At 63.2% G+C, this 19,817-nt stretch carries 20 protein-coding genes, 1 tRNA gene and 2 pseudogenes; 12 read left to right on the top strand and 11 right to left on the bottom strand.

Annotated features, from left to right (window positions below):
* Position 1: 1 nt before the first annotated feature.
* Positions 2-271, bottom strand: a complete 270-nt coding sequence (locus HMA55_RS03455; protein ID WP_181191684.1) for an ACT domain-containing protein — start codon at positions 269-271, stop codon at positions 2-4.
* A 41-nt stretch (positions 272-312) separates the two neighbouring features.
* Between HMA55_RS03455 and HMA55_RS03450 the strand changes: the two genes are divergently transcribed.
* On the top strand, positions 313-969 hold the full coding sequence (locus HMA55_RS03450) for an NAD(P)H-binding protein (RefSeq protein WP_181191683.1): 657 nt from the start codon (positions 313-315) through the stop codon (positions 967-969).
* Here the strand turns inward: HMA55_RS03450 and HMA55_RS03445 are convergent.
* The 3 genes from HMA55_RS03445 to acnA all read right to left on the bottom strand — a co-directional run bounded on the left by HMA55_RS03445 (position 966) and on the right by acnA (position 5,163).
* On the bottom strand, positions 966-1,688 hold the full coding sequence (locus HMA55_RS03445) for a glutamine amidotransferase-related protein (protein ID WP_181191682.1): 723 nt from the start codon (positions 1,686-1,688) through the stop codon (positions 966-968). The two genes, HMA55_RS03450 and HMA55_RS03445, sit on opposite strands and share 4 nt — an antisense overlap.
* Before the next feature lie 37 nt (positions 1,689-1,725).
* Positions 1,726-2,277 carry a TetR/AcrR family transcriptional regulator gene (locus HMA55_RS03440; RefSeq protein ID WP_181191681.1) on the bottom strand — a complete coding sequence of 184 codons (552 nt, stop codon included), beginning with the start codon at positions 2,275-2,277 and terminating at the stop codon, positions 1,726-1,728.
* Positions 2,278-2,385: 108 nt separating this feature from the next.
* Positions 2,386-5,163, bottom strand: coding sequence for an aconitate hydratase AcnA (gene acnA, locus HMA55_RS03435; RefSeq protein ID WP_257802271.1), 2,778 nt, complete (start codon positions 5,161-5,163; stop codon positions 2,386-2,388).
* Positions 5,164-5,361: 198 nt separating this feature from the next.
* Between acnA and HMA55_RS03430 the strand changes: the two genes are divergently transcribed.
* The 3 genes from HMA55_RS03430 (at position 5,362) to HMA55_RS03420 (ending at position 9,152) form a co-directional block, all read left to right on the top strand.
* The gene (locus HMA55_RS03430; protein WP_181191680.1) at positions 5,362-5,832 is read left to right on the top strand and encodes an Rv1476 family membrane protein; all 471 of its coding nucleotides are present in this window, start codon (positions 5,362-5,364) and stop codon (positions 5,830-5,832) included.
* 549 nt (positions 5,833-6,381) lie between these two features.
* Entirely contained in the window at positions 6,382-8,079 is a 1,698-nt protein-coding gene (locus HMA55_RS03425; RefSeq protein ID WP_181191679.1) for a DIP1281 family NlpC/P60 protein, read from the top strand.
* Positions 8,080-8,111: 32 nt separating this feature from the next.
* Positions 8,112-9,152, top strand: a complete 1,041-nt coding sequence (locus HMA55_RS03420) for a ferrochelatase (protein ID WP_181191678.1) — start codon at positions 8,112-8,114, stop codon at positions 9,150-9,152.
* Here the strand turns inward: HMA55_RS03420 and HMA55_RS03415 are convergent.
* Positions 9,149-9,901, bottom strand: a complete 753-nt coding sequence (locus HMA55_RS03415) for a hypothetical protein (RefSeq protein WP_181191677.1) — start codon at positions 9,899-9,901, stop codon at positions 9,149-9,151. The genes HMA55_RS03420 and HMA55_RS03415 overlap by 4 nt on opposite strands.
* Positions 9,902-9,941: 40 nt before the next feature.
* Here HMA55_RS03415 and HMA55_RS03410 point away from each other — a divergent pair, with 40 nt between their 5' ends.
* Genes HMA55_RS03410 through HMA55_RS03400 form a run of 3 tightly spaced genes read left to right on the top strand, consistent with a single transcriptional unit; the run spans position 9,942 to position 12,495 of the window.
* Positions 9,942-10,793: a DUF3097 domain-containing protein gene (locus HMA55_RS03410; protein WP_181191676.1), complete on the top strand. Its 852-nt coding sequence runs from the start codon at positions 9,942-9,944 to the stop codon at positions 10,791-10,793.
* 10 nt (positions 10,794-10,803) lie between these two features.
* On the top strand, positions 10,804-11,232 hold the full coding sequence (locus tag HMA55_RS03405; RefSeq protein WP_181191675.1) for an NfeD family protein: 429 nt from the start codon (positions 10,804-10,806) through the stop codon (positions 11,230-11,232).
* Positions 11,233-12,495 (top strand): SPFH domain-containing protein, encoded by a 1,263-nt coding sequence (locus HMA55_RS03400; protein WP_181191674.1) that lies wholly within the window; start codon positions 11,233-11,235, stop codon positions 12,493-12,495.
* Here the strand turns inward: HMA55_RS03400 and HMA55_RS03395 are convergent.
* Together HMA55_RS03395 and HMA55_RS03390 are read right to left on the bottom strand one after the other, a co-directional pair.
* Positions 12,467-13,048 (bottom strand): MarR family transcriptional regulator, encoded by a 582-nt coding sequence (locus HMA55_RS03395; RefSeq protein WP_181191673.1) that lies wholly within the window; start codon positions 13,046-13,048, stop codon positions 12,467-12,469. The genes HMA55_RS03400 and HMA55_RS03395 overlap by 29 nt on opposite strands.
* Before the next feature lie 20 nt (positions 13,049-13,068).
* Entirely contained in the window at positions 13,069-13,713 is a 645-nt protein-coding gene (locus HMA55_RS03390) for a TVP38/TMEM64 family protein (RefSeq protein ID WP_235961717.1), read from the bottom strand.
* A gap of 509 nt (positions 13,714-14,222) precedes the next feature.
* Here HMA55_RS03390 and HMA55_RS03385 point away from each other — a divergent pair.
* The gene (locus HMA55_RS03385) at positions 14,223-15,278 is read left to right on the top strand and encodes an alpha/beta fold hydrolase (RefSeq protein ID WP_181191672.1); all 1,056 of its coding nucleotides are present in this window, start codon (positions 14,223-14,225) and stop codon (positions 15,276-15,278) included.
* Positions 15,279-15,321: 43 nt separating this feature from the next.
* On the opposite strand, the pseudogene HMA55_RS11580 reads toward HMA55_RS03385, so the two are convergent.
* Both HMA55_RS11580 and HMA55_RS03380 read right to left on the bottom strand, forming a co-directional pair.
* Positions 15,322-15,567, bottom strand: a pseudogene (locus HMA55_RS11580) (IS1634 family transposase); the annotation flags it as partial.
* 34 nt (positions 15,568-15,601) lie between these two features.
* Positions 15,602-16,951, bottom strand: coding sequence for an IS256 family transposase (locus tag HMA55_RS03380; RefSeq protein ID WP_181191671.1), 1,350 nt, complete (start codon positions 16,949-16,951; stop codon positions 15,602-15,604).
* 99 nt (positions 16,952-17,050) lie between these two features.
* On the opposite strand from HMA55_RS03380, the pseudogene HMA55_RS03375 reads away from it, so the two are divergent.
* A pseudogene (locus HMA55_RS03375) lies at positions 17,051-17,257 on the top strand (IS1249 family transposase); the annotation flags it as partial.
* A 96-nt stretch (positions 17,258-17,353) separates the two neighbouring features.
* Here HMA55_RS03375 and HMA55_RS03370 read toward each other — a convergent pair.
* Positions 17,354-17,442: transfer RNA gene (locus HMA55_RS03370), tRNA-Leu, on the bottom strand.
* A gap of 89 nt (positions 17,443-17,531) precedes the next feature.
* Between HMA55_RS03370 and HMA55_RS03365 the strand changes: the two genes are divergently transcribed.
* The 3 genes from HMA55_RS03365 to HMA55_RS03355 all read left to right on the top strand — a co-directional run bounded on the left by HMA55_RS03365 (position 17,532) and on the right by HMA55_RS03355 (position 18,734).
* Positions 17,532-17,708, top strand: coding sequence for a hypothetical protein (locus HMA55_RS03365; protein ID WP_181192069.1), 177 nt, complete (start codon positions 17,532-17,534; stop codon positions 17,706-17,708).
* A gap of 125 nt (positions 17,709-17,833) precedes the next feature.
* On the top strand, positions 17,834-18,367 hold the full coding sequence (locus HMA55_RS03360; protein ID WP_181191670.1) for a YbhB/YbcL family Raf kinase inhibitor-like protein: 534 nt from the start codon (positions 17,834-17,836) through the stop codon (positions 18,365-18,367).
* Between the two features lie 10 nt (positions 18,368-18,377).
* The gene (locus HMA55_RS03355) at positions 18,378-18,734 is read left to right on the top strand and encodes a hypothetical protein (protein ID WP_181191669.1); all 357 of its coding nucleotides are present in this window, start codon (positions 18,378-18,380) and stop codon (positions 18,732-18,734) included.
* Here the strand turns inward: HMA55_RS03355 and HMA55_RS03350 are convergent.
* On the bottom strand, positions 18,731-19,810 hold the full coding sequence (locus HMA55_RS03350) for a quinone-dependent dihydroorotate dehydrogenase (RefSeq protein ID WP_181191668.1): 1,080 nt from the start codon (positions 19,808-19,810) through the stop codon (positions 18,731-18,733). The two genes, HMA55_RS03355 and HMA55_RS03350, sit on opposite strands and share 4 nt — an antisense overlap.
* Positions 19,811-19,817 lie beyond the last annotated feature (7 nt).

Raw genomic sequence — 19,817 nt, 5'->3', positions numbered from 1 at the left:
CTTAAATGTCGTTGATCGCGTTGAACAGGGCCTCGGACTGGATGCGGATGACCATGCCGAGCGGTTCACCGGCGGAGTCGAACGCCTCCTGCAGGGCGCTCATGTCCACGTCGCCCTCGGGGAGCTCGACGCGCATGATCATGGTGAAGAAGTCGTCCATGATGGTTTGGGAGACGTCCACGATGTTGAGGCCCTGTGTTGCCGCCTCCGCGGAGACTGCGGCGATAACGCCGGGGCGGTCCTTGCCGGTGGTAGTAATAATTGCGTGCATGCGCAAAGTATAGACGCGCATTTCGCGCTACGGTTGGTGTTATGAAAACACGGCATGTTCTCGTTCTCGGCGCGGGCGGCAACGTCTCGCGCCACTCCGTTCCGAAACTCGTGGCAAAAGGCCACAACGTCAGCGCCCTCGTGCGCAACCCCGACCACGCGGAGCGGCTTATCGACGACGGCGCTACGGTCATCGTCCGCGACCTAACGTCCCTCGACGAGGAGGGCTGGGCTCGTCTGCTCACCCCGTTCGATGTCGTCGTCTGGTCCGCGGGTGCCGGTGGTGGTTCCGCGGAGCGCACCTACGCCGTTGACCGTGACGCAGCTATGGGCATGATCGATGCGCTGGAAGACCTCGGCGAATTCGCTCCGTTCCTCGTCATGGTTTCGTACGCTGGCGCGTCCGAGGCGACTACGGAGGATGACGGCGGTGCCTGGTACGCCTATGTGGAGTCGAAGAAGGCGGTAGACAAGCGTCTGCTTGCGTCTGAGCTGGCGTACCAGATTCTTGGGCCCACCCGTCTTACCGACGATGCCGCAGAGGGCATCACCGTCCTCGACGGCGCGTTGGACGCTGACTCTGAAACCCCACGCGAACTCGTGGCCGAGGTGATCGTCGAATCGGTCGGGCGGGGCGAGACGTTTAACCGCAACCCGATCGACTTCGAGGGCGGCAACGGCGCGGTGGCCGAGATCTAGACGAAGCGGCCGTCCATGCAGAGCCGGGCGAACGTGCGCAACAGCGCGTTGGCCCGGCTTACGTCGTGGTTGGGCAGATCCGCCACGATGCGGGCGTACTCTTCGGCGGGGAAATACCCGTAGTCGTGGAAAAAGTCCATGCGGGTGCGCATCGCCTCGGCGTCCATCTCGGCGTGGAACTGGGTCGCCCACACTCGATCGGTGTAGCGCACCATCTGCACCAAACCGTCCGGACCGGTGGCGACGACGGTGAGCGACTCCGGCACTGAGACCGGGTTCTCAGTGTGCCCGGTAAGCGCGGTGAACGTGCCTGATGGGCCTGCCAGAACGTCCTCCGCCACGACTTCGACGGTGGTCGGTCCGGAAGGCTCCGGGTGAGTGTGACCGACCGTTCCACCGAGGTGGTCCACAAGCCAGGATATGCCGAAGCAAACGAAGAACACGGGCTTGCCGGAGGAAATTGCGGTGGACAGAATGTCGTCGATACGCAAGTGCCAAGGGGAGCGCTCGGGGTTGGTCACATTGAGGGAGCAACCACCGACGATGATGCCGCTGACCGGGTCGAGCGGGCCGAGCTCGGCGGCTGCGGAGTCGATGATTCGAAGCTCTACGTCCACCTCGTCCAAACCCGTGGCCCGCAGGACGTCGTGGTACTCAGCGTGCGCCACATCCGGGCCGATGTCGCCGGTACGCAGGGAAAGGAAGAGCAGCTTCGACATGACGGCTAGTCTATACCGCTTGGTCTATTACAAAGAATTACCCGCGGACAGACTGCTCTACGATGTCGAGCATCTCCTCCAGCCGTTCAACCGGCTCCCCGGACGCGAGCTTCGTGATGAAGCCCTCTAAGACCGTCTCTAGGTAGGTCTGTACGACGGGCACTGGCACGTCGTCGCGCATTTGCTTATTAGATTCCAAACGCTGCCGCACGGCACGGTCCAGCACCTCCTGGTGCTCACGCCAGCGAGATTCGAAATCGGGATCGGTCCGCAATTTCCGCAGGATCTCGGAGCGTGTGGTGAACCAGTCGTTGGATTCGCGGTCTGTGAGCATGTCCCGCATGACCTCGACCAAACCGCGCTCGCTCACCACGTTCGCCTGCCGCTCTGCATCCGCCTTGGCAATTGCGAGGAACAGGGTCTCCTTATCTCCGAAGTGGTGGAAGATCGCGCCTCGCGTCTTGCCCGTCGCCTCCTCGAGTCGCGCGACAGTGGCGCCCTCATAGCCGTAGTGCGCGAAGCAGACTCGGGCTGCATCGATGATTTCGCCGCGACGTCGCTGCAGTTCTTTGTCGCTGACAATCGGCATAAGGGCTCCTAAGCGCTCGACTGGGTTTGGCAGATGCGGAAGTAGAAACGGGGAAGGGCCCCCGCGCGGTGCGGAGGCCCTTCGCGGCCAAGGCGGTGGGTGAGAGGCTTAGCTCTTCACCATCTGGCGCAGCACGTACTGCAGGATGCCGCCGTTGCGGAAGTACTCAGCCTCACCCGGCGTATCCACACGAACGACAGCGTCGAACTCGACCGCGTCGGCGCCGTCCTTCTCCGCCTTCACGTGGACCGTGGACGGGATCTCCCCGTCGTTGAAGCCCGTGATGCCAGTGATGGAGAAGGTCTCCGTGCCGTCGAGCCCCAGGTCACCGTGGGACTTGCCCTCCGGGAACTGCAGCGGCAGCACGCCCATGCCAATCAGGTTGGAGCGGTGGATGCGCTCAAAGGACTCGGCGATGACAGCCTTCACACCCAGCAGGTTGGTGCCCTTCGCAGCCCAGTCGCGGGAGGAACCGGTGCCGTACTCCTTACCGGCGATGACCACCAGCGGGATGTTCTTCTCGGCGTAGTTCATCGCAGCATCGTAGATGTAGGCCTGCGGCGCGCCCTCCTGGGTGAAGTCGCGGGTGTAGCCGCCCTGCTCGTCCACCAGCTCGTTGCGCAGGCGGATGTTGGCGAAGGTGCCGCGGACCATGACCTCGTGGTTGCCACGGCGGGAGCCGAAGGAGTTGTAGTCCTTGCGCTCAACACCGTGCTCGTCCAGGTAGTTCGCGGCCGGGGTGCCCGGCTTGATGGAGGAAGCGGGGGAGATGTGGTCGGTGGTCACCGAGTCGCCCAGCTTGGCCAGCACGCGAGCGCCCTCGATGTCCTTGACTGCCTCCGGCTCCTCCGGCATGCCGTCAAAGTACGGCGCCTTGCGGATGTAGGTGGAGTCCTCGTTCCAGTCGAAGGTCTTGCCGGTCGGGATGTCCAGGCCCTGCCACTGCTCGTCGCCCTTGAAGACGTCGGCGTAGTCCTTTTCGTACATCTCGCGGGAGATGGTGCCGGCAATCGTCTCCTCGATCTCCTCGGTGGACGGCCAGACGTCCTTGAGGAAGACGTCGTTGCCGTCGGCGTCCTGGCCGAGCGGCTGGGTCTCGAAGTCGAAGTCCATGGTGCCGGCGATTGCGTAGGCGATGACCAGCAGCGGGGACGCGAGGTAGTTCATCTTCACATCCGGGGAGATGCGGCCTTCGAAGTTGCGGTTGCCGGACAGCACGGCAGTCGCGGTGAGGTCGAACTCGTTGACTGCGTCGGACACCTCGGCCGGCAGCGGGCCGGAGTTGCCGATGCAGGATGCGCAGCCGAAACCGGAGAGGTAGAAGCCCACCGCCTCGAGGTCCTTCCACAGGTCAGCGCGCTCGTAGTAGCCGTCCACGACCTGGGAGCCCGGCGCCATGATGGTCTTGACCCACGGCTTGGCCTTCAGGCCCTTCTCCGCGGCCTTGCGGGCCAGCAGTGCTGCGCCGACCATGACGGACGGGTTGGAGGTGTTGGTGCAGGAGGTCACCGCGGCGATGGCCACGAAGCCGTGGTCCAGGGTGTACTCGCCGCCCTGCGGGGACTCCACGATGACCGGCTTGGAAGCGCGGCCCTCGGCGCCCTCTGCGGCGGACTCGCCGTTGGCCGGCCAGGACTCGTTGTAGGAGACGGCGTCGACCTTTTCGGCGCGAACCGGCTCAGCCGTTTCCTCTCCTGCCGTGTTGTAGTCCGGCAGCTGCTTACGGAAGGTGTCCTTGGACTCGGACAGCAGGATGCGGTCCTGCGGGCGCTTCGGGCCAGCGATGGAGGGCACCACGGTGGACAGGTCCAGCTCGAGGTACTCAGAGTACTCGGCCTCCTGAGCGTCCTGCTCCAGCCACATGCCCTGTGCCTTGGCGTATGCCTCGACGCGGTCGATGTCCTCCTGGGAACGGCCGGTCAGGTGCAGGTAGTTGATGGTCTCCTCGTCGATCGGGAAGATCGCACAGGTGGAGCCGAACTCCGGAGACATGTTGCCGATGGTGGCGCGGTTGGCCAGCGGGATTTCCTTCACGCCGTTGCCGTAGAACTCGACAAACTTCTGCACCACACCGTGCTCGCGCAGCATCTCGGTGATGGTGAGCACGACGTCGGTTGCGGTGACGCCAGCCGGGATCTCGCCGGTGAGCTTGAACCCGACAACGCGCGGGATGAGCATGGAAACCGGCTGGCCGAGCATCGCGGCCTCAGCTTCGATGCCGCCGACGCCCCAGCCCAGGATGCCCAGGCCGTTTTCCATGGTGGTGTGGGAGTCGGTGCCGATGCAGGTGTCCGGGTAGGCCAAGCCCTCGTTGTCGAAGACGACGCGGGAAAGGTACTCGATGTTGACCTGGTGGACAATGCCGGTTCCCGGCGGCACAACGCGGAAGTTGGAAAAGTTCTCTGCACCCCAGCGCAAGAACTGGTAGCGCTCCTCGTTGCGCTGGTACTCGATCTCGACGTTCTTGTCGATGGCGTTCTCGGAACCGAACGCCTCGATGATCACGGAGTGGTCGATGACCATCTCAGCTGGGTTCAGCGGGTTGACTTGATCCGGGTTGCCGCCGAGGGTGCCCACGGCTTCGCGCATGGTTGCAAGATCCACAACGCAGGGAACGCCGGTGAAGTCCTGCATGAGGACACGGGCCGGGGTGAACTGGATTTCAACGCTCGGCTCTGCCGACGGATCCCAGTTCGCGATTGCCTTGATGTGGTCCTCGGTGACGTTCTTGCCGTCTTCGGTGCGTAGGAGGTTCTCGCCCAGGACCTTGAGGGAGTAGGGGAGTTTCTCCATGCCGTCGACGGCGTCGAGCGCGAAGTAGTCGTAAGACTTACCGCCGACCTCGAGCGTCTTCTTGGCGCCGAACGAGTTCTTGCTTTCTGCCACGGTGAGCTCCAATTCTCGTCGTATCAAATCAGGGGTTTGCGACCCTATGGTCAAGCCACCAGTCTATGCGACCTTCCATAGTTCCGTGTCGATATTAACAGTACGCTCGTAATGTTTCGCATTACGCTTATCGACGCACCTTCGGCCCCCACCGCTACACTTCAACCCGACCACTCGAGCGACACAGGGGGCAGGCCGATGCACGCGAATTCCACACTCGACGACCTTGTCGCGCAGCTCGGCGAGGCCCCAGTCGCGTTCGGCACCGGTAACCCTGTCAATGACGAGTTAGGGGTGGCGCTCGAAGACGCCATCGCGCACTCCGACACTGCCGATTTCGGTGCGGTCGGCCTCATCGTGCTCGAGCAGACGCCCCCGGTTATCGCGGACCTGAGAGACCTTGCGCAGGATGCCGCCGCCCAAACCGGACTGGACACGGTCTTGGTGCGCACCCCCGACGTCGCCGTAGGCGTCAGCGACTCGCTGACCCGCGCCCAGGTGGAGCGTGGGGAGCGGGCGATGATGGCGGAACCGGATTACCCGGCCAGCGTCCACGCCTTCGCAGATGCCGCCACCTCCTTTACGGTTCAGTGGCCGCTCGCCGTCGCACTGCTGCTAGTGGTACTGGGTGCCGTCGCGGTAGCCGCGTGGGTAGCCGCCCGCCGATGACAAGCCTGTGCGCTTGACGCGGGTATCGGGCCAGCGCACGATTTGACACGACCGCTCTAAAGCTGCAGGTCGTCGCACGGGAAATTTCCCGAAATGGTAAATCGTGCGCGCCCCGACATCTCACTGTGATTAATGTCACGTAACACTCGGCTAACCCGAAACGTGCAGGTGAGGCGCAGGTTAATCATGTGAATGGGCTTTACTCGGGTGATTCTTTATAACAAAAGGGATACAAGTTTGTTGCCTTGACGTATGGTTCCCGTATCGGCTCGCGGGTCGATAGTTGCCACACACAACGCAACAGCATCATCTGAGCGCTCTAGTCAAGCGCTCTCAGAGGTTCGGGCATGTGGGGAAGCACGCCGAGTACCAGGTTCCGTTGCATGGGTGTGTCTGCTGCGATTCGTGCTGCCGCGTCAGTAGTCAATATCGAGACCGCTCGTGGAGCCGCTAGTCACGGTTGCCTCACGTGCGCCTCAAAACCCCGAGTTTCTTGATCGCTCGGGCGCGTTTGAGGTGTGCGCGACGGGCGGTGTGAGGAGCACCTTCGTGGCCAAACCACAAAGGGGTACCAGGCTTAGCCGTGCGCGAAATGCGTTCGGCGCCGCCGCGTGTGCCGCATCTGTTTCCCTGGTGGCAGGATTTGTCAGCCCTGCCGCTTCCAGTCAGAGTTCCACGTCCGCTTTGGGCGAGCTGGTCACCGCGGTTTCCCGCGCTCAGGCGAATGTGGACTCCCTAAATCTCGACCTCGGGGGGCTGCAAGAGTCTGTCAACCAGTCGCTGGTGGACCTTCATGATGCCCAGGTGAAAGCCGAACAGGCTCGCCGGGGTAAAGATGAGGCCAAGCGTCGCCTCGACGAGGCCCAGCAGCGTGTGGAGACTCTTCGCTCCGAGCTGGATGAGCTGAGCCGCTCCCAGTACCGCGGGGCCGCGGCAAGCGACGCGCTGGCCGCGGTGAGTGGCAAGGACACCCAGCGAGATGTGCTTGAGCGCTCCCTGTTTCTCCGTCAGCGCTCTGAGGAAAAGCGGGCCAAGCTAGCCGAAGCGGAACAAGCGCGCGCCGAGGCCGCGAATGAGGAAGCGACGTTGCGCAAAGCAAGCGAGCTCGCCGACGCCTCCGCGGCCGAGGCGGAGGTCGCGGAGGCGCATGCAAGGGAGCTTCTCGACGCCAACCGGGCGGCGCTCGACGCGTCCGTGGCGGAACGCGACGCCGCCCAGGTTCAACTGGAAAGCGCGCAGGCTGAATTGGATCAGCAACGCCCGCCGCAATCTGCGGGCGCCTCCGACACTGCGGCTGACGCCTCCGGCGAGCACAATGAGATCCACGGGGAGGATGCTCAGGGCAGCACGGTCGTAGCCGATCCGTACGCCGCGACGTTGACTGTTTCCAAGGGTGATACCACGTTTGAGGTGCCCGAAGAGGTGGTGGATCTGGTGCGCAAGCGGGTGTCCGACGAAGCACCGGACGCTCCGGAGCCGAGGCGTGAGGCCGTGGTGGATGCGGTGCGCACCGTGGCGCAAACGTCTTCTGCAAGTGATTTAGCGGAGCTGTCTTCCATGTCGTCGCAGTCGTCGCAGTCGGCGTTGTCGCAGATCGACGAGGACACCATCGCGAAAGTCGGTGCGGTTGCTACCGGAATCGCGCTGGTAGGCGGCGTGGCTGCCAGCCACGGCACGTTCAACCGTTCGGATGTCGACACGGCTGAGCTTGTCACTGCATTCGCCGACGGCCTGACCGGTGTTCTCGGCACTGGGGACAGGAATGCGGACACTGTCGCGGATGTGCTGCCGGAAGTTGAAACTGCCGAGGTCGTCTCCGACAAGGCGCAAAAGGCCGTTGCCGCAGTATCGGACTCCTCGCAGGTGGAGGCGGTAATTGCCCGCGCTCAGTCGGCCATCGGCACCCCGTATGTCTGGGGCGGCGGCGATGCCAACGGGCCCACCACAGGTGTGGACGGCGGCTCAATTTCCGGGTTCGACTGCTCCGGCCTCGTGCTCTACGCGTTTGCTGCGGCGGGTGTGGCGCTGCCGCACTACACCGGGTACCAGTATCAGCGTGGAACTCAGATCCCCGCGAGTGAGGCTCAGCGCGGAGACCTGCTGTTTTGGGGGCCGGGCGGTAACCAGCACGTAGCCATCTACCTCGGCGACGGCACGATGATCGAGGCCCCGCAGGCCGGTCAGAACGTCACTATTGCTCCGGTGCGCTGGTCCGGCATGTCGCCCAACGCGGTGCGCCTGCTCTAGGCTGCGGCAGCCGAGGGGCTAGGCTCAACCCCATGGCTCTCAACGACTACGACGCACTCCTCGTCCTCTCCTTCGGCGGCCCCGAAGGAGAGGACGAGGTAATTCCTTTTCTCGAGAACGTCACCCGCGGCCGTGGCATCCCCCGGGAGCGACTAGCGCAGGTCGGCGAGCACTACTTTCATTTTGGCGGCGTCAGCCCGATAAACGCGCAGAACCGCGAACTCATCCGGAACATCGAGGATGAACTTTCCGCTCGCGGCCTCGATCTTCCCGTCTACTTCGGTAACCGCAACTGGCACCCGTTCGCGGAGGATGCGGCTAAGCAATTGCTCGCAGACGGCCACAAGAACGTCTTCGTCTTCGCCACCAGCGCCTGGGGCGGATACTCCGCGTGTCGGCAGTATGACGAAGACATCCAGCGCATCCGGGAGGTCACCCCGGAGATCACGTACACCAAACTCTGGCAGTTCTACGGTCACCCGACGTTCGTCGGCCTAGTAGCGGAGGGTCTGCGTTCGTCTATTGAGAAGGCCCCCCGCGAGACGAAGGTCCTCTTTACCGCGCATAGCGTCCCCAGCGCGGCCGACGCTGCCGCTGGGGGCGAAGGTGACGCGCACCTCTACTCCCGGCAGGTGGTCGAGGCAGCGCGTCTCGTTGCCGAGCAAGCCGGGGTGGAGGACTACGAGGTGGTGTGGCAATCCCGCTCTGGCAACCCTGCTACGCCTTGGTTGGAGCCCGACGTGGTTGATCGTGCCGCTGATCTGCAGCAGGCGGGGATGGAGCATTTGATCTGCGTACCTATCGGGTTCATCACCGACCACATGGAGGTTGTCTGGGATCTTGATACGGAACTCAGGCAGGCGTGCGGGGAAATGGGAGTCACCTTAGACCGGACCCCAACCGTCGGTCTCGACACGAGGTTCGCCGGGTTGGTAGTTGACATCGCCGAAGCCGTCGCCGCTAATGTCAAGCCTGAAACCTTGTCTAACGTAACGGTTCAGGGATGCACTGTGAACGGTGCGCCGTGCAGGGAAGGGTGCTGCGCCCCGGTGAAGCGGCCGCAGCGCGCCTAGCGCGCCCACTCGCGCTGGTAATCTACCACCGCATCGGCTACCCCGGCCATGCGAGCGGAGCGGACGTGGCGCCACAGCGCGAACAGTTGGGGGTCGAAGGAATGATCGTCGAGCTGGTCAGTGACCGTCTCGATCGTGGCTGCGACCCGGTCTGCACGAGCGAACAGCTTCGCCGCGCGCGGGGTCACGCCGGCGGGCAGGCCCGGCGTGTCGTAGAAATCGGCGAGGGTGCCCACGGCCAGGCGCGGGTTTGGCAGCTCCTTGCGGGTGCCGCCTAACGCCTCAATCAGCACCGCGGCTTGGTCGGTAGCGCGTGAGAGCACCTGGTCGGCCTCGCCGGGAGAGAGCCACTCCGGCTCGGGCAGCGGCTCTTGCTCCTCGAACCAGCGCCACCGCACTTCCGGACCGAGATACTCCGGAACCAAAACGTGGTTCGCTCCGACGCCGCGCACCACGAGCGCCCCAGCCTGGGTCAGGGCCGCCATCGAGGGTGAGCCGGCACGCAGACGCGGCGCCTGGCCGGGGCCCCACAAAATCAACCGGATGGCGGGGCCCGGGGATTCGAGGTCGGCGGCGGAACGGACGTCGTAAAGCAAATGCGCCATGGATGCGCCGTTGAAACTGTGCGTGCCGCCGAGGTCCGCCAGCGCATCGAGGGTGTCGTCGGAGGATTCGACGTGATAAAGCCACGCCGCCAGCCAGACGGCGGTGTTTTGGAGCGGGGAATAGACTTCGGCGCGCGTGTGCATCCCGGACAGTGTAACGGGGCAGATAGAATACGTACGCACTATGGGAGATAGCCGGTACAGCGGAGATATTTTCAAAGGCCACGCAAGGACGAAGCGGCCCACCTACCCGGAGATGCCGGCGGAGCCAGGCATCATCGTGGAGATCGTGGGCAACGATTTCGTTGGCGCGGTGGTGGGATGTGAACGGACTTACGACGGCGACTTCGTCCGGCTCGAGGACCGTTACGGCACACAGCGACTGTTCAAGATGCTGCCCGGGGCGTTCATGGTGGAAGGGCGGCGAGTCACGCTGACCCGCTACGTCGCACCGAAACAAACGGAGCCGCAGCGGTCGAACTCCGGCTCGCGCAAGGTCGAAAACGTGCAGGCGAAAGTGGCTATGCCGTCGCGCATCTGGGTCGAGGGCATTCACGACGCCGCCATCGTGGAGCAAGTCTGGGGCCACGACCTGCGCGTTGAGGGTGTCGTGGTGGAGTATCTGGAGGGCCTGGATAACCTGCAAAAACGTCTGGACGAGTTCCAACCCGGGCCGGGGCGCCGAATCGGGGTTCTGGCTGACCACCTCATCCGGGGAACCAAGGAATCGCGTCTGGTGGAGGACGTGGGACCGCATGTCCTTGTCACCGGGCACCCGTATATCGACATTTGGGCCGCGGTAAAGCCGTCGAGCGTGGGGATCCCTGCCTGGCCGGAGGTGCCCTACGGTGAGGATTGGAAGACGGGTGTGTGCCGGCGGCTGGGCTGGTCGGACCCGAAGGAAGGGTGGCGGCGCGTGTCGTCCTCCGTGCGCACCTTCCGGGACTTGGACTCCACGCTCATCGGTGCGGTGGAGAGGCTGGTCGACTTTGTCACCAACCCGGAACTGACCAAATCGGATCTCGCACACATGTAAGGTACGGGCTGTGGGACCGCTTTTTTGGTTTGTTGCTGCCGCCAGCCTCGCCTTACTGGAACTGGCGGCAGGGGAATTGACACTGCTGATGCTCGGTGCCGGTGCGCTGACAACGGCGGTGGTGGCACTCGCGGGGTTGCCGCTGTGGGCGGAGGTCGCCGTCTTCGTGGCGGCGTCAGCGCTGTTCTGGTGCTTTCTGCGCCCGGTGTTGCGCCGCCGCATGGACCAACCCATGGTGTTGGACGATTCGCCGATGGCACTCGTTGGAAGCCGGGCCGAGGTGGTCGAGGACATCGTGGCCGGGGAGGGGCAAGTGCGCTTCGACGGCTCGCTGTGGTCTGCCCGCAGCCTGGACCCGGGAGAAACCATTCCAGCGGGATCTACGGTGACCGTTTACGATATTGATGGCCCTGTCGCTGTCGTGTGGAAGGAGCCCTAAATGGGGGTTGTCACGCTCGTTGTCATCGTCGCTTTGTTGGTGGCGATTTTTACTGCATCCATCAAGCTCATCCCGCAGGGCGAAGCTGCCGTGATCGAGCGGTTGGGCCGCTACACCCGCACGGCGTCCGGCGGTCTGACGTTCCTGGTGCCCTACGTTGACCGGGTTCGCGCCCGGGTTGATACCCGCGAGCGCGTGGTGTCCTTCCCGCCGCAGGCCGTGATCACGCAGGACAACCTGACCGTGGCGATCGACACCGTGGTCACGTTTCAGATCAACGACCCAGCGAAGGCCATCTACGGCGTGGACAATTACCTGGTGGGTGTGGAACAGATTTCGGTGGCGACGCTTCGCGACGTCGTTGGCGGCATGACGCTCGAGGAAACGCTGACTTCACGCGAGACCATTAACCGCCGGCTGCGCGGGGAACTGGACGCGGCCACCGCGAAGTGGGGCCTACGCATCAGCCGCGTGGAGCTGAAGGCGATTGATCCGCCGCCGTCCATCCAGCAGTCCATGGAGATGCAGATGAAGGCGGACCGCGAAAAGCGGGCCATGATTCTGACGGCGGAAGGCAAGCGCGAGTCCGACATCAAGACCGCCGAGGGCGAAAAACAGGCCCGTATCCTCTCCGCTGAGGGCGAGAAGCACGCGGCCATCCTCGCTGCAGAGGCGGAGCGCCAGGCGATGATGCTGCGGGCGGAAGGTGAGCGCGCGGCGAAGTACCTCGCGGCGCAGGGTGAAGCCCGTGCCATTCAGAAGGTCAACGCGGCGATTAAGGCCTCGGGCGTCACCCCAGAGCTGCTGGCCTACCAATACATGGAGCAGCTGCCGAAGATCGCCGACAGCGAGGCGGCGACGATGTGGATGATCCCGTCGCAGTTCGGTGACTCGCTTGAGCAGTTCGCCCGGGCGTTTGCCAACAAGGATGACGACGGGGTGTTCCGCTACGAGGCGGAGACTCCGACCGATCAGGACCGCGAAATCGCGGACGCCGACAACACCGAGCGCTGGTTCGACACCTCCACCGACCCGGAGCTGGCCAAGGCGCTCGCGGAGGCCCGGGCGGTGGCGAACAAGCACGTCGATGACCCAGACCCGACGCAGGACAGTGTCGCCGGCACCCAGCGTCCGGCGCCGTCTCGCCACGAAATCACCGCCCGCAAACCGGAGCAGACTGGCTTCGAGCAAGACTTCGGTTCCACCGCCCAGTCCGAGCCGGTCTCGCGTCCGGTTACTCGCACTGACCAGCAGCCCGAGTAATCAAGTTCAGCGCGAGCTGCCACCCGGCCTGCTCTGCGGGCCACCCGGCCGCCTGCAACCTCTGGCTCATCGCCTGTTTGGAGATGCCCAGGGTTGCAGCGGCTTCATTTTGGTTCATGCCGCGTCGCACCAGCGACGTCGCCTCGCGCCCCTCGTACGTGCGCTTGTGCAGCACGTGCGCCATCAGCGCGAAGGTCGCCGCGATGTCTGCGGCCTCCGTCGTGGCACTTTGCTTATCGACGATCACACGCACCTGGCCCGGTCGCGTCCCCACAGCCTTCGTTGCCATGACAGAAGCGTCGTTCGGTGCGCTGGTGCCGCTGCCGGCGCCGTCGGCAATGCCGAGCCCGATGGCCCAGTTCCCGTCTGAAAGCAAGGCCATGGTGAGGTTCAGCGCCGCCTCCGCGTCCGCGACCTTCGAACGGATGTCTTCCACCCCGAGCACCTCGAAGCCTGCGACGCCGGGTAAACCACTGAGTGCCTCGGCGGAGCGTTCCACCACGGTGGCGCGGGCTTTCTCGCGGCCCCGGTACCTCGCATGCACGGCAATCATGGGCCGTAGCGTACTCCCGTCTACCCTTGGGGCTTGACTCCGACACGTCCCGAGCGGGTCGGCAAGCGCGCGTCCAGCAGCAGCCCCGCGACGCCGATGACAGCCAGTACCGCCATGATCGCCACGAACACCGGGTCCGCTTCGCCGGTGAGCGTGTCGCCGAACAGGGTGACAAGGATCGTGCCGGGCGCAGACCCCACCAAGGTCGCGAGCGCGAACGGGGCCACTGGCACACGGGTGAGCGCGGCGGCGTAGTTCATGATGGAAAACGGCACCGCCGCGATCATGCGCAAGCTCAAGATGGCCAACCAGCCGCGCTCCTCGAGCCGCCGGTTGATGTTCTCCACGGCCGGGTGCGTGAGGCGCGGTTCCACCCAATCCCGCAGCAGCGTACGGACGATGAGGAGAGAAACCACTGCGCTGACCGTCGTAGCTGTCAGCGCGATAAGGATCCCGCGGCCGGTGCCGAAAAGAATGCCGGCGGAGACGGTCATCAGGGTCCTAGGAATGGGGAACTGGGTGATCAGCACGTACAGCAGCCAGAACAGGACAGGGAACCAGGCTCCGGTCTCGTCGGACCAGGCGCGGAGTGTGGACAGCGGAGGGACGTCGAGAAGCATCCATGCTGCGACGAACAACGCTCCCGCCGCAACGACGAGCGCCATCCGGTTCCGTGGTGCCTTCCGCAAACGATTCACCCCGCCATCTTCCATCGTCCAGTAGTCTGGAACCAACTTGAGGAGGGGGTCCATGAGTGCAAATCAACGCAACAAATCGTCGGTCGGCCTGTTTCTACTTTCCCTGACGTTGACAGTCCTAGGAATCTCGGTGACCTATGGGCCGATGGTGCTGTCATTGATGTTTTATGGCAGCGCGGTCGTCATCGGGTGCATAGCTGCGCGGTCCACAACAGACGTCGCCGCACGAAAAGCCGTGTCGTGCGGGCTCGTCGTTGCGGCTGTCGCGACACCGTGGATACTTCCAACTCTGATGGGGGAGCCCGCTGGCTACGCTATCGTCATCGGAATTTACGGGCCCGCCGTCTCCTTCTTGGCTTTTCCTGGCCACCCCACTAATAACCAACGACCACACTGGGCTACTTTTCAAAGAGCGCCAGTGGGCTACATTTCGAAGAGCGCGCACAAATACAAATTTATTGGTAAGGTGATAGCTCATGGCCCTGGTCGGGAAAAGGGTCCTGAAGGTGGCGGGACTTATCGTGACGGCAATCGTTGCACTTGCGGCAGCCGGTGCTGGCGGTTGGGCATGGTACACAACCACGTATCACTCGCGTCTTGTGAGATCCCTGGAAAAGGCTGGCTATCAAGAGCACCGGGTGAGCGTGGATCATGTGAAGCTCAATGTAGGGGTAAGCGAGCCAAGGGACGGTTCCCCTATTGTCCTTATCCATGGTCAAGCGAGCGGATGGCGCCAGTACGGTTACGCTTTACGTGACCTCAGCAAGGACCGCCAAGTGTATGCCATCGACGTTCCAGGGCATGGCAAGTCTGATCGCCTTGAATCTTATCGAGCGGTGGAGGTCGCAGACGTCCTATCTCGTTATATAGAGACAATTGGCCAACCCGTCGTATTAAGTGGGCATTCGTCTGGGGGTCAATTGGCCGCGTTGATTGCTGCGCGTCATCCAGAACTGGTTAGCTTCCTGGTGTTAGAAGATCCGCCGCTATTTGCCACAGAGCTGCCTGAGGCGCGCAATACGTGGAATTATCAGGACCTAGCTGTCAGCACTCATGAGTTCTTGTCTTCAGGAGAGACCGACTGGCAGGCTTATCAGTGGCGCAGCCAAAAAATGTGGCAATACTTTGGGGACTCTGCTCAGGGGTTCATCGGTGATGGACTCGCATATCACTCTCGGCATCCGGGCGCCCCGATAGCTCTGTGGACCATGCCTCCCGAGATGAATGAGGCACAGGTGTACATCATGGACTATGACCCAGCGTTTGGTGATGCCTTCTATACGGGTCTCTGGAACGAAGGGTTTGATCAAGAAGCAACACTTGCGGCGATTCAAGCGCCAGTTACCTATATTCATTGTCAAGCGCGATACGACGGGGAAGTCCTTCAAGCTGCGGCCAGTGATGAGGACGCCGCCAGGGCCATGGATTCTCTTCCCGCCGGTGCCGTTAAAGTCGAGGCTGACTCGGGCCACAACTTCCATGTAGAAAAGCGCAAGGAGTTCGTAGAAATTCTGCTGGCCGGCGTAGGTTAATCCGCGTGCGCTTCTCCTGAGTTGGATCATTTTAGTGCGGAAGTCAGGGTTCGGTGATGGCGTGGACGAGGTTTTGCACTTCGGCTGGTAGTGGCGTGGCCGCGTGGATTGTTGTGTCTTCGACTCTGAGTTCAAAACTGCGATACTTTTTGAAAGTTCGCACGAGTCGTTTAATGCTTCGTCCGGTTGCTGATTCCATCATTCGACTTACTGCGAGTGTTGCCATGACGATATTGAGGTGCGCATTAATCGAGCCCTCGGTTCGGGCATAAATTGGTCGCGCCTTGAGAGAGTGTCCGATTGTTTGTGTGCGGGGGTGTGGTTTACAAGTAGTCCGCGAATCGGTCGGGGTATGCCACGGCTAGTTGGTTGATGGCTTGTTTCCACCCGGTGGCTTTCGCTCCTTCAATATAGCCGTTGCACTCAACGTCGCGCTTTGCTTTCTTCGCTCGCTGCGCAGCGCGCTTGTCTTCGATGTTGCAGATCATCAGCCACAGCGTCTTCAGCGCCGCGGTATCGTTCGGGAACTGGCCCCGGTTACGGGTAGCTTTCCGTAGTTCAGCATTCAGCGACTCGATTGAATTGGTGGTGTAGAGCACCCGGCGTGCCGCTGGCGGGAACTGCAGAAACGGCACGAACCGCTCCCACGCATCGCGCCACACCTTCACCGACTGCGGGTAGCGGCGTCCTAGCTCAGAGGCTTCGAACGCGTCCAAGGCGGCACGGGCGGTGTCCTCGCTTGCGGTCGTGTAGACCTCACGCAGCGCCCGGGAGACGGGTTTGCGGTCCTGATACGACACCCACCTATTCGCCGCCCGGATCAGGTGCACGATGCAGGTCTGCACCATGGAATTCGGCCAGGTAGCCTCCACGGCTTCCGGCAAGCCTTTAAGCCTGTCACAGCAGACGATGAAGACGTCGTGTACTCCGCGGTTCGCCAGATCGGCGCAGACCGAGGCCCAGAAACTAGCACCTTCATTGTCAGCGATCCACAACCCCAGGATGTGTTTGATGCCGTCCATATCCACACCGACGGCCATGTAGCAGGCCTTGTTGATGACCCGGTGGCCGTCGCGGATTTTCACGCGTAGCGCGTCGAGGAAGATCACTGGGTAGAACTCGTCGAGCTGGCGGTTTTGCCAGATCAGTACCTCGTCTAACACCGCATCGGTAATGGTGCTGATCGTATCTGGGCTCATATCCACCCCGAGCGTGGTCGCGAGGTGATGCTGGATATCGCGCACTGTCATCCCGCCGGCGTACAGCGAGATGATCATGTCGTCGAGTTCTGTGAGCCGGCGTGCGCCCTTGGGCACCATCCGGGGAGTAAAGGTGCCGGCACGATCCCTGGGCATGGTCACTTCCACCGCGCCGTACCCGGAGTTGACGGTCTTGGTGTACGACCCGTTGCGGTGATTGTTCTCCTGTGCGGTTTCCACCCGAGCCTTCGCCTTACGGTCGGCATGGCCGTAGCCCAAATGTGCATCCATCTCCGCCTGCAGACCAGCGTTGATCGATGCCTGCAGCAGGCCTTTGACCAGGTCGCTTGCATCATCAGCAGTGGTCGACAGCTCGCTTATCAGGCTGGCCAGCTCAGGATTTTCCATCAGCTTCTCGCTGATCTCATTGACCCTCGCCGGGTCGTGGCCTTTCTTCGGTGACACCGTAGACATTATCGGTGAAACTCCTTCAAGATCAGAGCCTCACACACAAACTTCCTGACACCCTCAGGCCCACAGGGCCATGCGGATGTGGTCGCTGCGGGGTAGATGGGTGCGTGCGGCGAGCATCAGCGCCGGATGCTGGATTGGTGGCTCTATCTAAAAACAGAACTTCCAGACGACCCCGTAGAAATCGCCAGGCAGTCCAACTGGGGCCAGGACCTACTCGCCAGAGTATCCACCCTGATCCGCAACGAGAACCAACCCGCCCACGAAACCAGACGACCAGCCGTCTACGACAATGCTATCGACACCAACACACAATCGGCATCCAAAACGCTAGATCTAACCCCGGGGGCACATCAAAAACAAAAATCTCGAGACACCGTAGGAGCGATGTCTCGAGACAACACATGGTGCCCGGAGGGGGACTTGAACCCCCACGTCCGTTAATAGGACACTAGCACCTCAAGCTAGCGCGTCTGCCATTCCGCCACCCGGGCTTAGGGTGTTTTTCAGCCTCTCGACTGGGCACTCGCATAACTATAGGGCGAGTCGATGGAACCACCAAATCGCCAGTACAGGCGCACCCGTGCCTCGACCGGGCCTGTGGATCCTCGAGCCAGCGCAGCGCTCCTATGCCACAACCGCCGCGTGGGCGAAGCGTCCCGATGTGCTGTTTCCGCGGGCCCTGGGCAACTATGGGGTGGGCCTCAAAGTCGCCCGCGCGTCCATCGACTTGCGCCGTCGGCCGACCGGATCCTCGTGATGGACATCGGACGCATCATCTAGGACGGCACCCACACCCAGCTCATCGCAGCCGGTAGGAGGTACGCGCAGCTTTTCGCTGCATGGAGTGGCGAGGGTCACTAGCCCTCCGGTAGGAATGGGGACATGACTGTGAATTACGTTTCCGACCGATTCCCCGGCCCCGACCCGTACGCCCCGTTGGCGGACGTCCCCGAATTCGATATCACCTCCAAGGACATCGTCGACGGCGAGCGCCTTGCCGATTCGCTGGCCGGCGACAACGCCACCAGCCCGCAGCTGTCCTGGTCCGGCGCCCCGGAGGGCACGAAGACTTTCGCGGTGACCTGTTTCGACCCGGACGCACCGACTGCCTCCGGGTTCTGGCACTGGTCGGCCTTCAACATCCCCGCGGAGGTCACCGAGCTGCCCACCGGCGCAGGTGCGAAGGAGGATCTCGGCGTCGGTGCAGTGGTGCTCACTGGCGACAGCGGTGTCAAGGGCTACTACGGCGCCAACCCGCCGGCAGGCCACGGCCCGCACCGCTACCTCTACGCCGTCCACGCGGTAGACACGGAGCTGCCCGCGGACGAGATCGCCAACCCGACCCAGCTCGGGTTCAACCTGAACTTCCACTCGCTCGGCCGCGCCATCATCTGGGGCTGGTACGAGAACCAGTAGGATTCGCCGAATGGTTCCAGTGCAACTTCGCGTCGGCGGCGCATTTTTGGGCATCGCGCTCGTGCTCGTGCTCTACGCTGTGCTGGCGCTGCTTCGAGGTGATGCCACGTTTCCTATTACCCCGCGGGTGCTCTCCGTGATCGCCGCAGTGGCCATCGTCGGTGCCTTCGCCACCTACAACACCAACCAGGCGGGCTCGCGCACCCAGGTGGGCGCGCTGCTGGCAGCGGTGGTGCTCATCGGGCTCGGCTTCATCGCACCCGGCACGGCGCTGACGGTCACCACACCGTTCTGGCTGATCGGCTGGGCGCTCGCCGCCGGGCTGTGCGCGGTGGTGCTGCGCCGCAGCGCAGCAGGGCGCGCTTAGAGTTCCTTCCACTCCAGCCCGCTGCCCACGGCCTGCTCAATCGAGTCCAGGCCGTGGGCTTTGATCTGCGCGGCGATGCCGCGGTGGATGCTGCGGATCCAGCCCAGCCCGCCGTAGATGAACGGGGTGTAGCCCTGCAGCAGGCTCGCGCCCGCGGTGATACGCTCCCACGCCTGCTCGGGCGTGGAGATGCCACCGACGCTGACCAGCACCAGCTTGTCGCCCACTCGCTCGTGAAGGCGCTTGAGCACCTCGAGCGAGCGCGCCGTCAAAGGGGCACCGCTGATGCCGCCGGCGCCCATCTTTTCCACCTTCGAGGAGGAGGTGCGCAGACCTTCGCGCGAGATGGTCGTGTTCGTGGCCACGATGCCGGCAAGGTCGAGCTCCACGGCGAGATCAGCCACGGCGTCGATGTCTTCGTCGGAAAGGTCCGGCGCGATCTTGACCAGCACCGGCGTGGTGGTGGACTTCTTCACCACTTCCAAGATTGGGCGCAGCTCTTCGACCGCCTGCAGGTCGCGCAGGCCCGGCGTATTCGGGGAGGAGACGTTGACCACCAGGTAATCCGCCAGCTGGCCCAGCAGGGTAGCGGTGGCGCGGTAGTCGGCCACGGCGTCCTCGGAGGTCTTGTTCTTGCCGATGTTGATGCCCACCACGTCGCGGGAACGGCGCGCGCGGAGGTTGTCAGCGACCGTCAGCGCGCCCTTGTTGTTAAAGCCCATGCGGTTCAAAATCGCCTTGTCCTCCGGCAAGCGGAACAAGCGCGGTGTGGGGTTGCCCGGCTGGGACTTCGGGGTCACTGTGCCCATCTCGGCGTAGCCGAAGCCGATCGCGCCCCAAGCGTCGATCGCCTCGGCGTTTTTGTCGAAGCCCGCCGCCAGGCCCAGCGGGGCGGGGAAGTCCACTCCGAAAACGGTCTGTCGCAGCACCGGGTCGTGCACGCGCACGGCCTTTTCCATCACGCGGTTGACCGGGGTTGCCAGGTGCAACGTCTGTAGGGCGCCGCTGATGATGCCGTGAATGCGCTCCGGCGGAAGCAGGAACATGAGCTTGAGTGCGCGGTCGTAGAGCGTCATGGGTGCT

The sequence above is a fragment of the Corynebacterium wankanglinii genome (assembly GCF_013601005.1).
Lineage (GTDB): Bacteria > Actinomycetota > Actinomycetes > Mycobacteriales > Mycobacteriaceae > Corynebacterium > Corynebacterium wankanglinii.
Note: the sequence above shows the minus strand (reverse complement) of the source record. Positions and strands in the feature narration are given on the sequence as shown.

Coding starts and splice junctions, on each gene's coding strand:
- HMA55_RS03455 (WP_181191684.1), bottom strand. CDS start 271: ATGCACGCAATTATTACTACCACCGGCAAGGACCGCCCCGGCGTTATC.
- HMA55_RS03450 (WP_181191683.1), top strand. CDS start 313: ATGAAAACACGGCATGTTCTCGTTCTCGGCGCGGGCGGCAACGTCTCG.
- HMA55_RS03445 (WP_181191682.1), bottom strand. CDS start 1,688: ATGTCGAAGCTGCTCTTCCTTTCCCTGCGTACCGGCGACATCGGCCCG.
- HMA55_RS03440 (WP_181191681.1), bottom strand. CDS start 2,277: ATGCCGATTGTCAGCGACAAAGAACTGCAGCGACGTCGCGGCGAAATC.
- HMA55_RS03430 (WP_181191680.1), top strand. CDS start 5,362: ATGCACGCGAATTCCACACTCGACGACCTTGTCGCGCAGCTCGGCGAG.
- HMA55_RS03420 (WP_181191678.1), top strand. CDS start 8,112: ATGGCTCTCAACGACTACGACGCACTCCTCGTCCTCTCCTTCGGCGGC.
- HMA55_RS03415 (WP_181191677.1), bottom strand. CDS start 9,901: ATGCACACGCGCGCCGAAGTCTATTCCCCGCTCCAAAACACCGCCGTC.
- HMA55_RS03410 (WP_181191676.1), top strand. CDS start 9,942: ATGGGAGATAGCCGGTACAGCGGAGATATTTTCAAAGGCCACGCAAGG.
- HMA55_RS03400 (WP_181191674.1), top strand. CDS start 11,233: ATGGGGGTTGTCACGCTCGTTGTCATCGTCGCTTTGTTGGTGGCGATT.
- HMA55_RS03395 (WP_181191673.1), bottom strand. CDS start 13,048: ATGATTGCCGTGCATGCGAGGTACCGGGGCCGCGAGAAAGCCCGCGCC.
- HMA55_RS03390 (WP_235961717.1), bottom strand. CDS start 13,713: ATGGCGCTCGTCGTTGCGGCGGGAGCGTTGTTCGTCGCAGCATGGATG.
- HMA55_RS03385 (WP_181191672.1), top strand. CDS start 14,223: ATGGCCCTGGTCGGGAAAAGGGTCCTGAAGGTGGCGGGACTTATCGTG.
- HMA55_RS03380 (WP_181191671.1), bottom strand. CDS start 16,951: ATGTCTACGGTGTCACCGAAGAAAGGCCACGACCCGGCGAGGGTCAAT.
- HMA55_RS03360 (WP_181191670.1), top strand. CDS start 17,834: ATGACTGTGAATTACGTTTCCGACCGATTCCCCGGCCCCGACCCGTAC.
- HMA55_RS03355 (WP_181191669.1), top strand. CDS start 18,378: ATGGTTCCAGTGCAACTTCGCGTCGGCGGCGCATTTTTGGGCATCGCG.
- HMA55_RS03350 (WP_181191668.1), bottom strand. CDS start 19,810: ATGACGCTCTACGACCGCGCACTCAAGCTCATGTTCCTGCTTCCGCCG.